This window comes from Ewingella americana, assembly GCF_006438725.1.
In the GTDB taxonomy this organism is placed as follows: Bacteria; Pseudomonadota; Gammaproteobacteria; order Enterobacterales; family Enterobacteriaceae; genus Ewingella; species Ewingella americana_A.
Genome location: NZ_RCZD01000020.1, coordinates 42,052 through 59,840, shown reverse-complemented (window position 1 = coordinate 59,840; position 17,789 = coordinate 42,052). Strand labels below are relative to the sequence as shown.

General features: G+C 48.3%; 9 protein-coding genes. 4 read left to right on the top strand and 5 right to left on the bottom strand.

Going from position 1 to position 17,789, the window contains the following annotated elements:
• The coding region (locus EAH77_RS23885) for an IS3 family transposase (protein WP_140470888.1) at window positions 1-279 on the top strand (279 nt) is incomplete at its 5' end.
• A gap of 15 nt (window positions 280-294) precedes the next feature.
• Here the strand turns inward: EAH77_RS23885 and EAH77_RS23880 are convergent.
• Window positions 295-1,437 carry an ATP-dependent nuclease gene (locus EAH77_RS23880; RefSeq protein ID WP_241673529.1) on the bottom strand — a complete coding sequence of 381 codons (1,143 nt, stop codon included), beginning with the start codon at window positions 1,435-1,437 and terminating at the stop codon, window positions 295-297.
• A 937-nt stretch (window positions 1,438-2,374) separates the two neighbouring features.
• A complete protein-coding gene (locus EAH77_RS23875) occupies window positions 2,375-3,319 on the bottom strand; it encodes an ArdC family protein (RefSeq protein WP_140475779.1) in 945 nt (314 codons plus the stop codon).
• Between the two features lie 715 nt (window positions 3,320-4,034).
• Between EAH77_RS23875 and EAH77_RS23870 the strand changes: the two genes are divergently transcribed.
• From EAH77_RS23870 to EAH77_RS23860, 3 genes are read left to right on the top strand one after another with little or no spacing between them, the layout of a single operon-like run.
• The gene (locus tag EAH77_RS23870) at window positions 4,035-6,344 is read left to right on the top strand and encodes a TerB N-terminal domain-containing protein (RefSeq protein WP_140475777.1); all 2,310 of its coding nucleotides are present in this window, start codon (window positions 4,035-4,037) and stop codon (window positions 6,342-6,344) included.
• A gap of 3 nt (window positions 6,345-6,347) precedes the next feature.
• Complete coding sequence (locus tag EAH77_RS23865) at window positions 6,348-7,664, top strand: ATP-binding protein (protein ID WP_050088133.1); 1,317 nt, start codon at window positions 6,348-6,350, stop codon at window positions 7,662-7,664.
• On the top strand, window positions 7,661-9,859 hold the full coding sequence (locus tag EAH77_RS23860; RefSeq protein WP_140475775.1) for a DEAD/DEAH box helicase: 2,199 nt from the start codon (window positions 7,661-7,663) through the stop codon (window positions 9,857-9,859). Before EAH77_RS23865 ends, EAH77_RS23860 begins: the two co-directional genes overlap by 4 nt.
• 65 nt (window positions 9,860-9,924) lie before the next feature.
• On the opposite strand, the gene EAH77_RS25715 is transcribed toward EAH77_RS23860, so the two are convergent.
• The 3 genes from EAH77_RS25715 to EAH77_RS23850 form a co-directional block, all read right to left on the bottom strand.
• Entirely contained in the window at window positions 9,925-10,053 is a 129-nt protein-coding gene (locus EAH77_RS25715) for a hypothetical protein (RefSeq protein ID WP_254902640.1), read from the bottom strand.
• Between the two features lie 243 nt (window positions 10,054-10,296).
• Window positions 10,297-10,707: a hypothetical protein gene (locus EAH77_RS23855; RefSeq protein ID WP_050088135.1), complete on the bottom strand. Its 411-nt coding sequence runs from the start codon at window positions 10,705-10,707 to the stop codon at window positions 10,297-10,299.
• Window positions 10,708-11,113: 406 nt separating this feature from the next.
• Window positions 11,114-17,527 (bottom strand): hypothetical protein, encoded by a 6,414-nt coding sequence (locus EAH77_RS23850; RefSeq protein ID WP_140475773.1) that lies wholly within the window; start codon window positions 17,525-17,527, stop codon window positions 11,114-11,116.
• Between the last annotated feature and the right edge of the window lie 262 nt (window positions 17,528-17,789).

Sequence of the window (17,789 nt, the reverse complement as noted above, 5' to 3'; positions counted from 1 at the left end):
AGCGAAAGATGTCAGCATTTTATGACAGCTCACAATTTAAAAAGCAGCATGAGTCGTCGGGGTAATTGCCATGACAACGCAGTGGCAGAAAGCTTTTTCCAGTTGCTAAAACGGGAACGCATAAAGAAACGGATCTATAAAAATAGGGAAGAAGCGAAGGCGGATATCTTCGATTATGTCGAGATGTTTTATAATGCTAAACGCCGCCACAGTGCCTGTGAGGATCAACCCCCTGCAGTTTATGAAAGTGCCTGGTTCATGAGGCACGGAACAGTCTAGGAAACTAGGGTCTATTCAAGTGACCTGTGTCTCTCGTGACTCATTCAGTCGAAGATAACGTATGAACTCAGGTGCTACCCGGCGCAGCATTGTGGGCGCATGCGTAGCAATGAGAGCTTGCGCATCCAGGTTTTTTGTCATGACATTTAGGGAGCTAACAATGCGGCCCAAGTAATGTGGTGAAAGGCTGTTTTCTGGCTCCTCAAGGGCTACCAGAGTGAAGACTGGTGGACGTAATTTATCGGGATCAAACGATACATCTTCTTCTGCAAGAACAGCCCTGCCAATAGCCTGAGACGATAAGACAAGAGAAAGGTAAAGCATGGACTTTTGACCATCGCTCAGCCTTGAAAAATCGACAAATGAGCCATCGTGACCTGGTGTAAATGAAACAGACAGATGCCTTAACAGCGATTCAATTTCTGATGCGACAAAAGTAATTTTAGGGTCAGCAAAAAATTTACCTTTATGCAGCGTTGCCCATGTTGCCTTTAAACTCTCACTGAAAGCATTCACCGAGGGGTTTGCCGCAAGGCTGTCACTTATTTGATCGGTCAGCCCTTTAATCGTTTCGCGCTCAGCGTCCCAACGAACAGCGCGAAGTAAACGCCCTAGTAATGCATTCGCACCGTAAGTAATATGATCAGCCGGATCGCGCCTGGCAGGCAGATAGTGTACCTGGATATGATTACGTTCAGCGCGTGGAACCTGAGCGACATTCAGAGGCAAGTCATCTCCATCAACTTCCAGGACATATACCAAAGCGTCTTCAATATCTCCATCCAGCCCTATAGTCGCATTAAGGCGAAAACGCACGCGCGGAACCCCATCCGGCTCGTCCAGTCGCATATGACTAAAATGGGGAGCTACGGTACTGTTGTCCTCGTCATCTTCCAGTTCGGGAAACAGAAAATCAGCCTCTATCCACAGCTGGCGCTCAAGCGGAACCTCCTCCTCATCAAAGGGAACGTGGAAATCTGAACGCTGGATCCGCCTTAACGCGGGGTCGAATGCAAAAAGTCTACACAAAGCCTGGAGAACTGCGGTTTTACCTGAACCATTAGGGCCAATGACATATGTTATATCTTCCAGGCTCAGTTCGGTTGATTCATGTCCAAACGACTGAAAACCAGATAAACGAATCGTTTCAAGCTTCATGCGCCTCCCTACACCGATTAATTAAATTTCTAAATCAATTACTTAATCCACTTACCATCTAACAGCGACATTCTGTTAAACTCAGACAGAAATATGATAATTACAGAAATTTCTTATTCCTTATTCTTAATAAATTTTAATAACAGTTTTAATGAAAACATTAAAGTCATTTTTGTTAATCCAGTCATTAGGTAATCTCCCTCCCCGACAGCAGAGCTGACACTCGGGTTAGGGCAGAACGCAAATAGGCCGAAGCAGGGGGGAAGTGAGAGCTAAAATTAAGCAAAGCGACTCTTGCATAAGGTCGCCCGGGTGGCAGATTTCTGCACGACTTAAGGACCGGGAAACGAAGCAGCATGCAGAGATTTCGACCATGTAAAGCCCCGGATCGCGTCAGTGTTTTGGTTCAGTCCTTAGTAGCCACTTAATTCGCTACCAGGAAGTTAGCTGCATGCGAGTTATTTACCACCAGACACAAGCCACTAGCCCCGAAATGTCGCCTCTGGTGGTCCAGCGTTGCTTACCGACTTTACGGTTAGTGGAATCGGACTGACGACCCGAAAGTTCAGGGAATCTAGGGTGGCAGAGAAAAAAGGATGTGTAACCGAGTATCTTACTACCAAGTTTAGGTAACCTGCTCCCTATGACTCAAGACACCTTGATGTAAGTTTGCATTCCGAACTTCCGCTTCTGGCTCGTTGCCGACTATCAGGTGAAATCGTGTTCTAACAGAGAACACTGCCAGATCAAGTCTGCTCTAATGTATCTAAAAGGAATGAGCGGGCTCTTTGCCGCCCGCCCCGCAGTCTGCGAATTTTCCTGACACTGTATGCCAGTAAAATTCGCATTGGAATTATACACCCTAACACCACTGCTACTCCCCCCACCGCTATGTAAGGTTAAAGCCACATTCCTTTGCGGCTTCTTGCCCCTGCCCTCAGGCTTTATCCATTAAATAACTATGCGCTTTTGAGGCGGCGCTGGCCGCTTTGAAAACATAGCGCTTGTCGTTTTTTAGCGCCTGGAGCCATGAGGCAATATAGCTTTCATGCTGCACCTCTCCGACAATCCCCAAATCCGCCATCAGAAAAGCACTTCCCAGCTCCGCCACTAATTCCTCCTCCGCATAATCTGCACTGCCGAATTTCCCTTTCATTTCACGGTTAAGGCGTTTTTTACCACCGCTCCAGTGAACCAGCTCATGCAGGCCGGTAGCATAGAAATTAGCTGCATCAGAAAACAGATGGCGCTCTGGTAGCCATACTTCATCAGTTGAGGGTTGGAAAAAGGCGTTTTGTCCTTTCTCAATGATGTTTGCGCCGCTTTTTCGGATAAGATTTTCAGCCTCCGGCAACGGGTCAAAGGTTGCATCCGGGCTGATGGTTTCAGTTGTCAGCGGAAGACCATCAATTTGCTGAACGTTAAACACGGTGAAGGTTTTCAGCATTGGTATCTGGACAATTTCGCCGTCTTCGCTTTCCTTCTCTAAGGTTGCATAGAAAATGGCTGTCGTGCCGTGCTCCCCTTTGCGCACTTGCCCGCCTTCCGCTTGCGCCTGTTTATAGGTCATCCAGCGTGAATCGTTGAATCCTTGCTCTGACGCACTGCCCCACAACAACATGATATTCATCCCACTGTAAGCAGTACCTGTCGCGTAATTTGAAGGTAATCCTGACATACCAGGTACGCGCTGCCACGGGCATGACCACGGCTTAACTCCTGCTTCAAGTGCAGAAATGATGTTGTCAGTGACAGTCTGATAAATATCGGTTTTGGTTTTGGAAAATTTCGTTTTTGAGGAGCCTGACTGCTCCAGCGGGGATACGCTGGTTGCTGCTGCGGTGTTAGGGGCGCTAGTCTGGGTATGCAGGAAAATAGTCATGTTTTTTCTCCGTCAGTGGTGTGATTTTCGTCTTCGTATCGCCTGACGGTTCGCTTTCCCGGCACCGTTCCGGCCAGCAAGGGCGCAGAATGCGTGCCATTTACCCTTGCGGGACGGGTTGTGTTGGGAAACGATTAACCGGAAGCTGATACGAGAACGGAAGTCACCCGGAGAAAAAGCTGTCACTGCATAGGCGGGCGTAGCGCCCCTTGGTTCGCAGCGGTGAAATAGGTGGAGGGTTGAATTTAGCGATGTTAGTTCAAAGCTGAACTGGCAGTATTTTGAGGTAGACCACATAAGATATGGCAGTCTGAATTGCGAGAGGCGGGAACGTTAGAGGCTAATAGACTAGTAATAAAGCTCCACCCAAAGGCTATGTTTTCAGTAGGATCGTGAACTCTGCTCAGTAAACAGGTAAGTTTTGCAGTCATTGTAAAGTCCTACCATGTCTACAGCTATGTGGCTGTTGTTTACATGTTAACGCAACAATACCCCGAGGTTTCGCATTAGCCTGTCTTAAGCATTACCAGCCGACTTTGGGCATTTAGCTGATAGCGAATGATTTTATCGATGAAAACCAATAGGCTAAATTTGGTCATGTTTTGGTTTTAACCCTCGCAATATAGAAGTATTATTTTAAGATTAATCTACTTCCACCTGCTTTCCCTCGCCATTTTTCGGCGTATGTGAAAAGTCATCTCTAAGGTTATTGCCCATGGAGTTATGGATATTTATAGCGGCGATTTATGTAATTTATCTATTGTTTTTCAAAAAGAAAAAACATAAATCTGCAGGATCTTATCCTTCCAAAACCGTGAAAGCGACACCTAAAGAATGGCTTGCTGACATCAAGAAAAAAGAGGCTGTAGTGAGAAAAGATGACAGTGAAGATGATGATCTGGCAACTTTTACACTGGACAGAGGCCGGAGTGTCGAATACAGAGTAACAACGATTCAACCTCAGAATCCCCCAAAAACTACTGGTACTTTGGCTCGATGGGTGTTGCCGGGTGAGGTGACTACTGTGGGTGGTGTGAAGATCACCGATGGTAACTTCTACTTCGGACAGCGGATGAAGCCCGCCGGGCAAAGCATGAGCAGCTATTATGATGATGGCAGCGAGGCATCATTAATTGACGGCACGCTTAAGATATACCCAAAACCTTATCTTTACGAAGATAACTCATTGGGATACTGGCCCAGTTATTCCTCGCTTTCACCTGATGCGCGCGGCGCGTATCTAAACTGGCTGGCAAGTGACAGGCATGATGCGGCATGCCCTGTAGGTTACGTTTTTATCTATCTGTATGGCCTGGAAAGAAAGGCACTGGTTGACAGCCGAGATAATAATACCTCTGGCGCTGAGTTCCGTACTCTATTTAATGAAGTATGCCGGTTACGATCGGTATTCATTGAAAATCGCTCCTTCCGGAATTACTCGTCCCAGTTACTGGAAGCAATGTCTATTCTGCGCCCGGACGTTGGCCTGGTCGATGTTCTTGACCGTGATTTGAGTTCCAGCAAAGGTATGCTGTTTAAGCTTGCGCTGGCAAAGGCTGTGGATGCTGGAGTTCCTGTGTCAGCCGATCTGGCGCTAACGTGGGTAACAAACCACACGGAGTATTCGTTACGAACTCCCGCTCGCCGCTGCGCGAAAGAATTTGCTGCACTTTTCAAACGGCGCTATACCCTCAAATACGGTGAGGGTATGGTTGTCAAACCTAATAAAACGCGACTGCGTCTGGATTACTCCCCTGCAAGTCCCAGCTTGCGCGGCGTTCGCCTTCCTGTTCCAGACTTGCCCGACCCTAGTGCATTGAAAGGCCCAGTCCAGAAAATCATGACGCTTGCAGAGATCTGTACAGATGAACTGGATGCTTACAGCCGCTATCTTGGAAGGAAAGGTACGTCAGAAAATGATACTGCGGCAATTATGTTGCTGCCTGTGGAAATCATTAATGAAAGCGCAGGAAAAGTTTTAAGTACATTCAAACGCTGGGCTGATGAAGTGATCGCGAGTCGCATGGGGTTAACCACCGTTGCTGACTTCTGGGCATATATGGGAGCCAAGTGTCCGGCGAAAATCAATAAAAAAGAGGCCGACCTGATGCAGGCCTTTGCACTGAAAATGGGCTACTGCCTGGCACCTGATCCGCTTTACCACCATGTGAAAGCAGAAGCTGACGGCGCACTGGTTTTATTTGCCGCTGGTGAGGGAACGCGCTTACCACCATCTCCGGCGTTTATCTCAGCGGTGATGACGCTAAGGCTGGGCTCAATGGTGGCCTTAACCGACAATAGCCTAGATCAGGCCGAGCAGAAAGTGTTGGAAAATGCTATCGACCATAATTCTGGCCTTAACGAAGATGAAAAACGCTCTTTACACGCGTATTTGACATGGCAGCTTCATACCCCGGCCAACATGACTGGAATGAAAAATAGAATAGCGCTGCTGAGTACGATGGAAAAATCAGCAGTAGGTAAGGTTATCGTGGGGGTCGCCTGCTCGGATGGCAGAATTGAGCCTGCCGAAATCAAGCAACTGGAAAAGATTTATTCCGGCTTGGGATTAGACCCTTCAACTATCTCCGGCAACATCCATCAGCATTCTACGGCAGAGGTTACCCAGCTGTCGTCTGCATCAGCGAGCCCTAGGGCCGCTGAGTTCACGCTGGACGCCAGCGTGCTGGCTCGCCATGAGTCGGCCACAGACGATGTCCGTAAATTACTTAGCGCGATTTTCACCGAGGATGAACCGGAATTACGTGAGAGCACTCCCGTGGCCGGGGCGCAGAACGGTGGCCTTGACAATGCACATAGCCAGCTTTACCACAGGCTTCTGGAAAAAGAACAGTGGCCCCGCAAAGAGGCGACAGAACTTTGCGAAAATCTTAATTTGATGCTCAGCGGTGCGCTTGAAGTCATCAATGACTGGTCCTATGCAGTGGTTGATGCACCAGTACTGGACGATGCCGATGATGATATTTGGGTAGACCAGGAAATTGCCAAAGAATTAGAGGGATAGTTGATGTCTGTGACACGTATAAGAGTTAAAGAACGGGATGCTATTATCCAATCACTGAAGTCTGGTGTAACGCCAAGAATAGGCATTCAGCACATCCAGGTGGGCCGGATGAATGAGATAACGGCCCTCCATCAGGATATTGAACGGATAGCGGACGGCGGCGCAAGCTTCAGACTTATCATCGGTGAATACGGATCGGGCAAAACGTTCTTTCTGAGCGTGGTACGTTCTATTGCACTTGAAAAAAGGCTGGTAACAGTCAGTGCAGACCTTTCCCCCGACAGACGCATTCACTCATCAGGAGGTCAGGCGCGCAATCTCTACTCAGAGCTTATGAAAAACATGTCCACCCGCAACAAACCTGACGGTAATGCGTTACTCAGTGTTGTAGAGCGGTTCGTCACGGAGGCGAGGAAGGAGGCTGATGCGGATGGCGCTCCAGTCTCGTCGGTTATTCACCAACGCCTGGCTGCTTTGTCAGACATGGTGGGGGGATATGACTTTGCTAAAGTCATAGATGCCTTCTGGCACGGACATGAACAGGATAACGAGACGTTAAAATCCAATGCCATTCGCTGGCTGCGGGGCGAATACACCACAAAAACCGATGCCCGCAACGATCTCGACGTCCGGACTATTATCTCAGATGCCTCGTTCTACGATTCATTGAAGCTGGTAAGCTTGTTTGTCCGTCAGGCAGGCTATGCCGGGTTACTGGTCAACCTCGACGAGATGGTAAACCTTTATAAGCTGAACAACACTCAGGCTAGGACGGCGAACTATGAACAAATCCTGCGGATCCTGAATGACTGTCTGCAGGGTTCTGCAGAGAATATTGGTTTTGTTCTTGGAGGCACGCCAGAATTCCTGTTTGATCCGCGTAAAGGGCTTTACAGTTATGAGGCGCTGCAATCGCGTCTGGCGGAAAATCGGTTCGCTCAGAAAGCAGGTGTGATTGACTACTCGTCACCCACGCTACATCTTGCCAGTCTCACCCCAGAGGAATTGTATATTTTACTGAAAAATCTTCGGCATGTTTATGCAGGCGGAGAGCCAGAGAAGTATCTGGTATCCGATGATGCACTTACCGGTTTTCTGCACCACTGCAGTAAAATCATAGGGGATGCTTACTTCCGTACCCCCCGAAATACCATCAAAGGTTTCCTGGACATGCTGGCCGTGCTTGAGCAAAACAGCTCGATAAACTGGCAGACGCTAATCCCGGGTGTGGCAATTGAAGATGACAGGCCCAGCGATATGGATGACGACATTGCACAGGATGAAGATGATGATGACGGCCTGGCCAACTTCAAATTATGAGCAGCGCTTACGATAGTCTCGATCCCCGCGTTCGTAAGTGGGTTTATAAGCAGGGCTGGTCTGCATTAAGGCCCCTGCAAGAGAGCGCTATCCCGGCAGTTTTAGCCCGTGACCGGGACGTGCTAATTAGTGCAAGCACTGCAGCGGGTAAAACAGAGGCTTTCTTTCTGCCTGCCTGTTCAGCAATTGCAGGTATCACTAACGGGTTTGGTATTGTTTATATCAGCCCACTTAAGGCGCTGATTAACGACCAGTACCGTCGTCTTGAGAGCCTGGGCGAGGCGTTGGATATGCCGGTGACACCCTGGCACGGTGATGTACCACAAAGCGTAAAGAAGAAAATCCGCACTAACCCGTCTGGCATCTTGCTTATTACACCGGAATCACTTGAGTCTTTGCTCATGAACTCATCGGGCTGGCTCAAACAGGCGTTCTCGCCAGTGGCCTACATTGTTATTGATGAGTTTCACGCTTTTATTGGTTCTGAGCGCGGCATGCAACTACTCTCGCTTCTCAACAGAATTGATCATGTGCTGGGACGTCATGCGAATCCGGTTCCCCGCGTTGCATTGAGTGCTACGTTAGGAGAACTGGATAAGGTGCCTGAACTGTTGCGTCCGGATAAGCGATTGTCCTGCGAAACTGTGACAGACAATAATAGCTCGTCCACACTGCAGGTGCAGGTCAAAGGCTATCTCGAGCCAGTGACTAAAAAGGGAGAAGAACCTCAACGCTCAGCAGAAGAACAGGTCTGCGCTGACATCTTCAGACTCTGCCGTGGCGACTCCCATTTAGTCTTTGCAAACAGTCGAAAGCGCACTGAAAGCATTGCGGCGACGCTGAGCGACATGTGTGAGGAAAATGTTGTTCCGAATGAATTCTTTCCCCATCACGGATCCTTGTCCAGGGAATTACGCGAGACGCTTGAAGCCCGCCTACAGCAGGGAAATTTGCCCACAACAGCAATCTGTACCATGACGCTTGAGCTGGGTATTGATATAGGTAAGGTGCAGTCAGTTATACAGGTCACTCCTCCGCATTCCGTCTCCAGCTTGCGTCAGCGTATGGGCCGGTCAGGGCGACGCGATTCTCCATCGGTTCTGAGAATGCTGATCTCTGAACAAGAACTTACCGCAACCAGCAGCATTGTAGATCACTTGCGGCTGCAGCTTGTCCAGTCGATGGCGATGATCAGATTGATGATCTCTAAGCGATGGTTCGAACCAGCAGATACTCGCCAGATGCACTACTCCACACTGCTGCACCAGATTCTTGCGATCACCGCACAATGGGGCGGAGTTCGAGCCGATCAACTTTGGACGCAATTATGTCAGACCGGTCCGTTCCGAAACATTGACGTAAATGATTTCAAAAGTCTGCTTAAGTATATGGGGGCAAACAGCCTCCTCACACAACTTGCTAGCGGAGAAATGGTTATCGGGGCTGAGGGGGAAAAACTAACTAACCATTATACGTTTTACGCTGTGTTCAATACTCCAGAAGAATTCCGCATTGTCACAGGAAACCGAACCCTTGGCACAGTGCCTGTGGACTCCCCTCTTCTGCCTGACCAGCATATAATCTTCGGTGGACGACGCTGGAAAGTGACACAGATCGAGGTGGAGAAAAAAGTTATCTATGTTGAGGCGACCAAAGGAGGCCAGCCGCCACAGTTTAGTGGTGGGGGTATGTCTGTACATGATATTGTTCGCCAGGAGATGCTCGCTATCTACAAGGAAAATGATTACCGCATAGCCATAGGTAGCAAGAGAGTCGATTATGCAGATGCCACCGCCAGAAGCCTCTTTGCAGAAGGCTGTAACAACTTTAAGCGTTACAATCTGCAAAACTCCCATTTTATTTCCGACGGCCAGCGTAGTTACGTTCTCCCCTGGATGGGGGATAAAGTCGTTAATACGATAACGGCCTTGCTCATGCGTAGCAGCTTCAAAGCCAGTTCATTTGCCGGTGTTATAGAGATAGAGCACGCAAGTTTATCATCGGTCCAACATGCGCTAAAAAAAATGCAGTTGTCGGGCTTACCTTCAGCGTCTGAGCTCGCTGCAGATGTTCCAGAAAAATATCTGGATAAATATGACGATTATTTGCCGGAGTCCCTACTTACGAAAGGATATGGGGCAAAGGCGTATGACATAGAAGGCACGCAGATCTGGCTACAGAACAATATGCTGTAATCTATTTTCATAATTAGGGCATAAAGAAATTATTTACACCCTAATTTATTTTCTCACTGATATTTTTATTTACCTGTAGATTTACTCGGTTTTAGCCCCGGTGTGTTACCCGGAGTATCCTTATTATCACGCCGGCGTTTATCAGGTTTTCCTGTCGATTTAGCAATTGGTTTGGGACCAGGTTTAATAGCCATGATAGTTATCCTTTAACGGTTTAAGAGGGAAGCCCTCTACATCGATATATGGGATGTAATGAAAGTTTTCAATTGAGGTGAACTGTCTTCCAACGATTAACTTGTTATTGTGTGAGCTATGCCCAATATTTTTATGGAATGGAACAATGTGTACTGCAATCGGTCTACTATGAGCGAAAAACGCATGTAAACGCCGAATTCAGCAACTTGTTTGCTTGAGCACTTTGTTAGCATTCATTGCTATCACTCAACTCGACGCTGCTTTAATATTTTGCTTATTTCGTTCACTGCCGCCTGCTCTTCTTTTTGGAACGTATTTGGTTCAATGGTCGCAATCAAAGATTGATAACCTAAAAATGCGGAAACAGCTCCCATCAATATCGTAATAAGATCAGTCTTTCCGTTGTACATAGCCCAGATAGCCGCAGCGAAAGCTAACAAAACGGTAAGAGCAAAGAAAGGCTTCAAGCGCTGAATTTTCTTTCGTTGTTCAATTTTGATGTTTTCAGCTCTAAAGGGACGGTCAGCCAGTAATTCTTCGTTTGTGCAATGAATATAGAGTTTAAACTCACTTTTAGAATTATCATTTACGTTAAAATCCCCGCTAACGTTTATGTCACCGCCATTGTTAAAGTCTCTCAATTTTAACTCCATACTCTAACATTCCACGATTGAATGCTAACAATTTAATAGATGGTGCCTCACCCGTAAGTGGTGCACTCCCCACCTTCTTTTCTGATCATTACTCATACCAAATTAACGTCGATATACATCTTTTTCAACATGTTTTCCTGAAATAGCCAATACGTCTTCCGATAAAATTTATACATAGAGTGTAAGTATCCCGCTTAGCGGCCGCGTCAGAATCAAGCGGTATTTTTGAAAGCTCTTCGTATTCTCATTTGATTTTATCGAGGCTGCTCATTAACACCGTCATTTACCTAAGCGGGTGTATGCAAATTCTCCTAACCCGGCATTTCCTGTTTGCAGGGTTAGAAGGTGTTCAGATTTTTTCAGTCAACCAACCACGCCTCACGGCAAAGAGTGTATTACTCAACTATTACGCCCTTTTAGATGCCTTCTTGGCATACCAAATGCGGGGGGAAACACCACCTCGCTTCAAGATTACATACCGTTCTCGGATGCCAGATGAGTCGCTTGATTTGTATTTTGAGAAACTGAGCGTGAAGATGAGGCCTCGTTTGCTGGATTTGAGCACTTCGTCGAGCCAGTCACGTTCTGCCCACAGGATAGTCCCCTCATCCCGATATTTACTACGAGCATCTGGTTCTTGCCTCCACTCACCCCAGACTCCGCTCTTCAATACCAGTCTATTTGTATGGTCATGCCACAGCCGTTCATCATCATCGGAGGCCAGTCCAAGCAACTTGTTGAGAGACAGCCCCAGTTTTGGACGGGCTTTAGCTCCCCGAGCGGCCCACTCTTCACCCTCGTCAATACCAATGGGATATTTCTCCGGTTCCCAAATTAATGGGTTGAACGGATTATTTGCAGTGTAGCGATCAACACGTCCATCTGAACCAAAACGTGGCAACCAAAGATCGTAATCAGGGGACCTTGAAAACTTTGTACATTGCTCGACCGTACCACGCCCCTTAATCAGCGCGGAATCTATACGGACATGTACGCCATCCGGTGAAGTCCAGTAACCGTAAAGCGGTAGGAACTGATCATCCGAGTCTTGGGAAAAACCGACCTTAGCAAACAGCGACTCTTTGCCAAGAAGCGTTTCTTGATTTTCTTTGCGCTCGCCGAGTAGATATGCCCGAGCCTCTTCTGGAACACAGTCTTTATGATCTGATAACCATGAGCCATCATCAAACGAAACATCTTCGTCTTGTAGGAATTCTTGCCAAGGGTTCAGGCCATCCAAATAATAGCATTGCCGTGCCACGGGCAAGGTCTTCACGAGTGTGGTTGCTGCAAAAAGGCGAGCATGCCGTTGAATGTGTTCAGCATAGGTCTCGAACTGTTCGTCGGGACGGTAGCGAACCGTTTCGGGAAAATCGGAAAAGCTTTTTGCACTTGGCCAACGTTTGATCACTTCATCGGTTATGTAATCACTGGCTTCATTTTTCGATATATCAAAAAGTCTTGCCAAGCTTGGAATATCGGTTTTATCAAATTCATATCCAAAATCAAAATCAGTTCGTCGGTCTTTATTGACCGGCCAGCCATCGCGTTCAACGATACCTTTTAGAGGCGTTTGAACATCTATCCACAGTTTCTCCAGTTCGGAACTCATGAATTTATCGCCCTCGATATGTCTAAGGCATCGGGCAAGATGAAGTTTGTTGAGCACGTGCAAATCGGTTCGCTTTGCTAGCGCTGCAATTTTTGAACTCAGAGGTTTGAGCTTTTCTCCATTGTGCAGAGCCGCGCGCGCCAATCCCATCAACAGCCATTGCTGTGCATTCAGAAAAGCAAAATGATGCTCATCTGAGGCCAGAGATGAGTTATCAACCGAATCAAAACGATCAAGCAAGCACCCTATATCTTCTGTCAATCCGACATCAAGCATGCCCTTCAGACTTCGTGCGGCACTCCATCTGACAAAGGCATCACTATCACCAAGCAGATGCCAGATGATATCAGCGAGGACGTCACTTTCTTCACTCTTGCCTGCGAACGCAGCGCGATACTCACCTTCGCCAATTTCATCACCAACCTTTGCAACTGAACTTGAAAGCAATTCCTCAAAAGCATCTAAAGCCGTCGAAGGGTCAGTGTGGCGAGATAGACTGGTCGCCAGTTGAAGCCATTCGTCTCCTCCGAGCTCAAGGCGCTCCTTAGCTACCGTTTCTAAAACAGTTTGCAACACGAATTTTGGATCGCCGCAGAGTTTGGATAGACGAAGGATGTGTCTGGAGATGCCCGAATAGTGGAGCTCGAAAAGCTCGGATCCCTTGAATGCAAAAAGCTTCTTGATCAGATCAGGTGCGCTCTTCGTTGCATGCACCGAACTATTGCCCCAAACCTCCACGCATTCGATTATAAGGTCGAGTGCGCGATCAAATTCAAGCTCGGTAGACTCACAAAGTGCCTCAAGAAACTTGACCCTTTTGTCATACGGGCAAGCAGTCCGGAGTTCCTCTAGCAGGCGACTTCTGCTACCGAACAGCAGCCCATCACTGGCATCAATTTCTTGAATTGCCGCATCCACCGATGATGCAGATGTAAAGTCACATTTGGCAACAATCGCCGCGACGGCTTTGTTTAGAGCCTGTTCATCCTGCTTCTTGCTACGCTCCTGTACTCCGTATTCAGCGCTCGCCCCACCATAATTTCTTTTGGTATTTTCGATAACGCGCCTACGTCGCGCAGCTTCCCGCTGACCTTGGAGATGATCACGCAAACTCTCGTCATTGATCTCTTCAACGGCATCCACACAGCCCAGCAGGCTCTCCCATAGCCCTTCCCACCCACCAAAACTGTGCTCTTGATCGAGCTTCTCTGCCACAAGAGAGAAGATTGCAGCCTTTTCCTTGGGATTGGCAATCGAAAGCAGATCGTGCAAACCCTTACCGACCTGCCACTCATGCCAGCCATGATCTTCACATATTGTGAGAAGCACCGCCGCACGGCGCGCATCAAGATGTCCCGCTTTCGCTAGGTAACAGGCAAGCTGTGGAAGTCCGTAGGAATAATCCACAACATCCTGATCATCCCAGCGTATCAGCTTGTATATCGCCGGAAAGCCGATGGATGAAGCGGCGGCACGTCCGAACAGTGTCCATCCGAACTTTGATGGCTCATGCTGGAAGATCGTCTGACAAAGGTTCATGAGCCGGTGCGAGAACTCCGGCTTCACAAACCCTCCAGGCTGTTCTGCGGCGTAGTGCAAGGCGGAGTAAATCAAGTCGAAGTCATTACCACCCATCTGATCAAGTTGAACCAAACCTTGTGCGTAGTACTCTTGTGCTTCACCAATGCTCATCGGTAGCAACGATGCAGCCAAATCCTGGTAGGACTCGCCGCGTTGTTCGATGTAGTCATCCTTTACTATGTCGCTGGAAATCATCGCGGAGTACGCTCCTGCGACATCGGACAGATTGGGGCACCTAGCGATAAGAGCGAGTACGCTTAGCTTGTCACCCAGCGAAAACCGGTTCAATCCAATTATTTCTATGAGCTCTTCCGCCTCTTTCTTTTCGACCGTTTCGCAATGGCGAAGCAGCAGTCTGACAAGTCCAATGCCGACGTGTCGCGCAACATTGTCTCTTCCGGTTTCAGCTCTCCAGTGGACATCGGGTCTCAACGAAGATTTCCAGACAGTCAAGAATTCGGCCAGAACGTCATTGGAAAGCGTAACCTTCGACAGAAGGGCTACCTCAAGAGGTTTAACTAGCTGCAGGACGCAGGCTGCGCCCTTCACAATGTCTTCTCGGTCATGCCCGGAAAACTGCTTGCGTTTCTCTGGCTTCAGACCCTTTCGCCCCTTGTTGTGGTCTCTTGTCACGATGAGGCTATCAAGGAACGCGCTGAAGTCAGCTTCGTTGGCTATTGAATTTGCCTTTCGCACTGTTTTGACTTCCTCCGGCAAAAGATGATGAAAAGACAGCTCTTTGCCTGACGCCCAGACCGTGATGCAAGCCGATTGAACAGACATCCAAACCCCGCTAATGCCATGACGTTCGCCATAGTCATAGCTTGATGGCCTACGGTGTCGATATAACTTGAGCAACCGCTTCGCGGCCTGCCTTGAATTCACGATTAAGGAGTCCATCGCCGCACCCGCAATAGCCCCCTGCAGCTCCATTTTATAGTCGGAGTTATCTTCCGGAACTTTGTTCTTGTAACTCTGTGAAAGCAAACTCGTCGCTAGCGAAACAGCCTTGAGTTGGCTTTTCGAAAGGCCACACTCCTTAGACAGGAGACCAATTTGCAAGGTAAGAGACAGGCACCTTTTCGATGCTGCGAATTTGGCCAGGGTCTGCAAAGCCTCACTTCCATTCGAGACTTCGTGTTGTGCGCAAAGAGTGATCAGTTCTTCAATTACGGAAAGTCCAAACTTGAAACTCCATATCTGGATATTCCGGTTAAACGACGAGTACTCGTTCTTCAGTACACTCAAGAACATAACCGCCGCTACGTCAGATGCCTCCGGCCCCGAGCGGTCAAACCGCTTGGTCTCATCATCATTATTAAGATGCCAATTTATCCACCCAATGGCCCTGTTTTGATGAATGCGCGCTTCGTCCAGTTCATCGGTAAAACTGTAAGCGACGATCAGACGTGCATCACGCCCACCGCGCCAGCCAGATCGATCATTGAACAGGCGGCGAGAGGCATCAGAATCTCCAAGGATCGTCGCCAGTGCCGGAGAACGCCGGATAAACTGATCACCCCTCGCATTTGCCGAAGCTACCTGTGAGAGTTGCATGGTCAAGCTCAGTACTCTGTCTAGGTTGTCGTCTCGTATGGCAAGCGAGAATGCCGCATAAAGACGCGTAAGTTTCAATTTCCGCCGTCCATATTCAGTCTCGATCATAGAAGGAAACTCATCGGAACCAGCAAGCTGATAAGCTCTGTCGCTGTCGCCAATTACCGCAAGGAAATGCGGAAGCGCTTCTGCAGCATATATTGAATCCTTCTGGCGCGTTAGGAGCCTATGTGCAATGGACTGCTGGGCTGCAGCCTCTCTTGCATAGTGGTCCTTGATATAGGTTTCAGTGGGTTCGTCGCGAAAAATCGCACCATGTTTGACCAGCTCAAGCATCGGCGCAAGATCGGATGCCGCGCTTTTGACTTGCGGTTCTGACCAGCCCAGAGCCTCAGCAAGTTCAGTTAACGGAATGGGCGGTGGAAGAAGCGACAAAGCGGCGAAGAATTCGCGAATCTCGATCTCAAGCCAGCCTGCCATATGTAGATCCCGGAATATCTTCACGCATTTTTGTGCGATCAATTCTTCGACGGATATTTCGCTGTGCGGCGCATTGCCGGACACATGCGAGTCCCAACTTTCGACGAGGTACTCAAGGACGCGGGCATTTCCTTGCGAACGCGCGAATACTGCGGAAAATTCTACATCGGTGATATTTTTACGTCTTGTTTCAAGAAAGCTCCAAGTTTCCTCCTTCGTGAATGGTTCGAGCGCGAGACGCTTCGTCTGGCTCTTTCCGATTACACTTTCCATCCTGTGAGGACGCGCAGTAAGCAGAAGCTTCACACCTTCGATAGGTTCTGTGCTCAGCGATGCAAGGAGAAGCCTAGGGAAGGCGATTTCATTTCGCGCCTCGGCTTCCAACTGCGCATTGTCTGCTGCGTCCAAAACAACCAGTATACCTTGCAGTGAAGACTGACTTTTGACAGTCTCGCTCGCCTGCTTGAAACGCTTGCGGGCAATTTCGATCAACCCATATTGATCGCTGTCGGTTGGAAAAAGTGGATCGCAGAGTCCGCGGGTCGCCAGTTCATTGACGATTTGCAGAAGGCCAACCCGAGGAAGGTGACGTGCCTGGGCTTCGGAGCGATACGACCCGCCTCCGAAACAGTCGAACACCACGATTTCGAAAGTATCTGTCAGATATGTGGTCAGGCTCTGGATGAAGACAGTTTTTCCAACACCGCCGTCAGCATGGAGGAATACGGGAAGATTGCTGGCTTCGATCTCGTCTTTGACATCTTGCAAGGCGCTGCGCTCAACGACATCACCAACATCAACAAACCGCGTATCCGCTGGAAATAACTGATCCTCATCACATTCAAGAGCATCGAGGATATCTTCACGCCTGATAGAATTCTTGCCCTGCCCCTCGATTTGCGACTTCTCTCGGACAAGCTCTACGAGTGCAAACAGCCTCCTTGCAGCCAGTCCGCTTGAGTCAGCCGACCAATCACTGATTGTTCGTCGCAAGAATCGGTTCTGCGCAGGCAAATCATTTGTTGCAGCGCGAAACTCGATGAGCAGGAAAATGTCCTCCGCTTCGACCTTCTCTTCCTTGCACCAGGTTTTGAGGTACTCAAGTTGCTTCTTGGCGCTATTGGACCCCGGTGCGCGACCCGATTTCAAGCACGCGATAGCATCCCAAAGCTCACCAGAAAATTCCGCATTCGTCACGAACCCGAATGACAGTTTCTTCGCTATGTCTTCATCCGAAATGCTGGCCTTAAAGTTTCGCAGTGTTGCGGCGAATTTCTTGATCGTTTTTTTCAGAAAGGATGATGTGACGGGCTCGGAAGCTTCCTTGTATTTGAACTGCAAAATTTGCTGGGCTGTGCAGGTTTCGAAAGTATCTCCATTGCCATAATAAAGAACAAGGTCGGCTATATCCTCTGCCTCCTTTCCAAGCTTTAGATCTTCGTTAGGGGATAGGCCTTCGATCACTATCGCGAAAAGATTATCCTTCGGGAACACAAGCTGAAGAGCTCGCCGCGCTGTCCACCGTTCATGAAAAGTGTGTCCCGCACGTGATACTCTGACTTTGTCTACGTTCCTTACTGCTATATTCATAGAAATCTTGACCCTTAAAAATTATTTGATTTCACCATATCCACGTTTAGAGACCCAAGCCAGAACATAATATTGTAACTACTTGAATACTTTGAACGTCCGCTATTGGCGCAGACTGTGTGAAAACCCTTGCCAAAAACTTAGGGCGCGCGTCTACGCAAAATATGAAATTGCTCAATTGGTTAGTTAGGGCCAAATTTTACACACGAGCACGGTTTTTAGCTCTATTTTCGGCAGTCTCTCTTTGACCAAAAACCTTTTC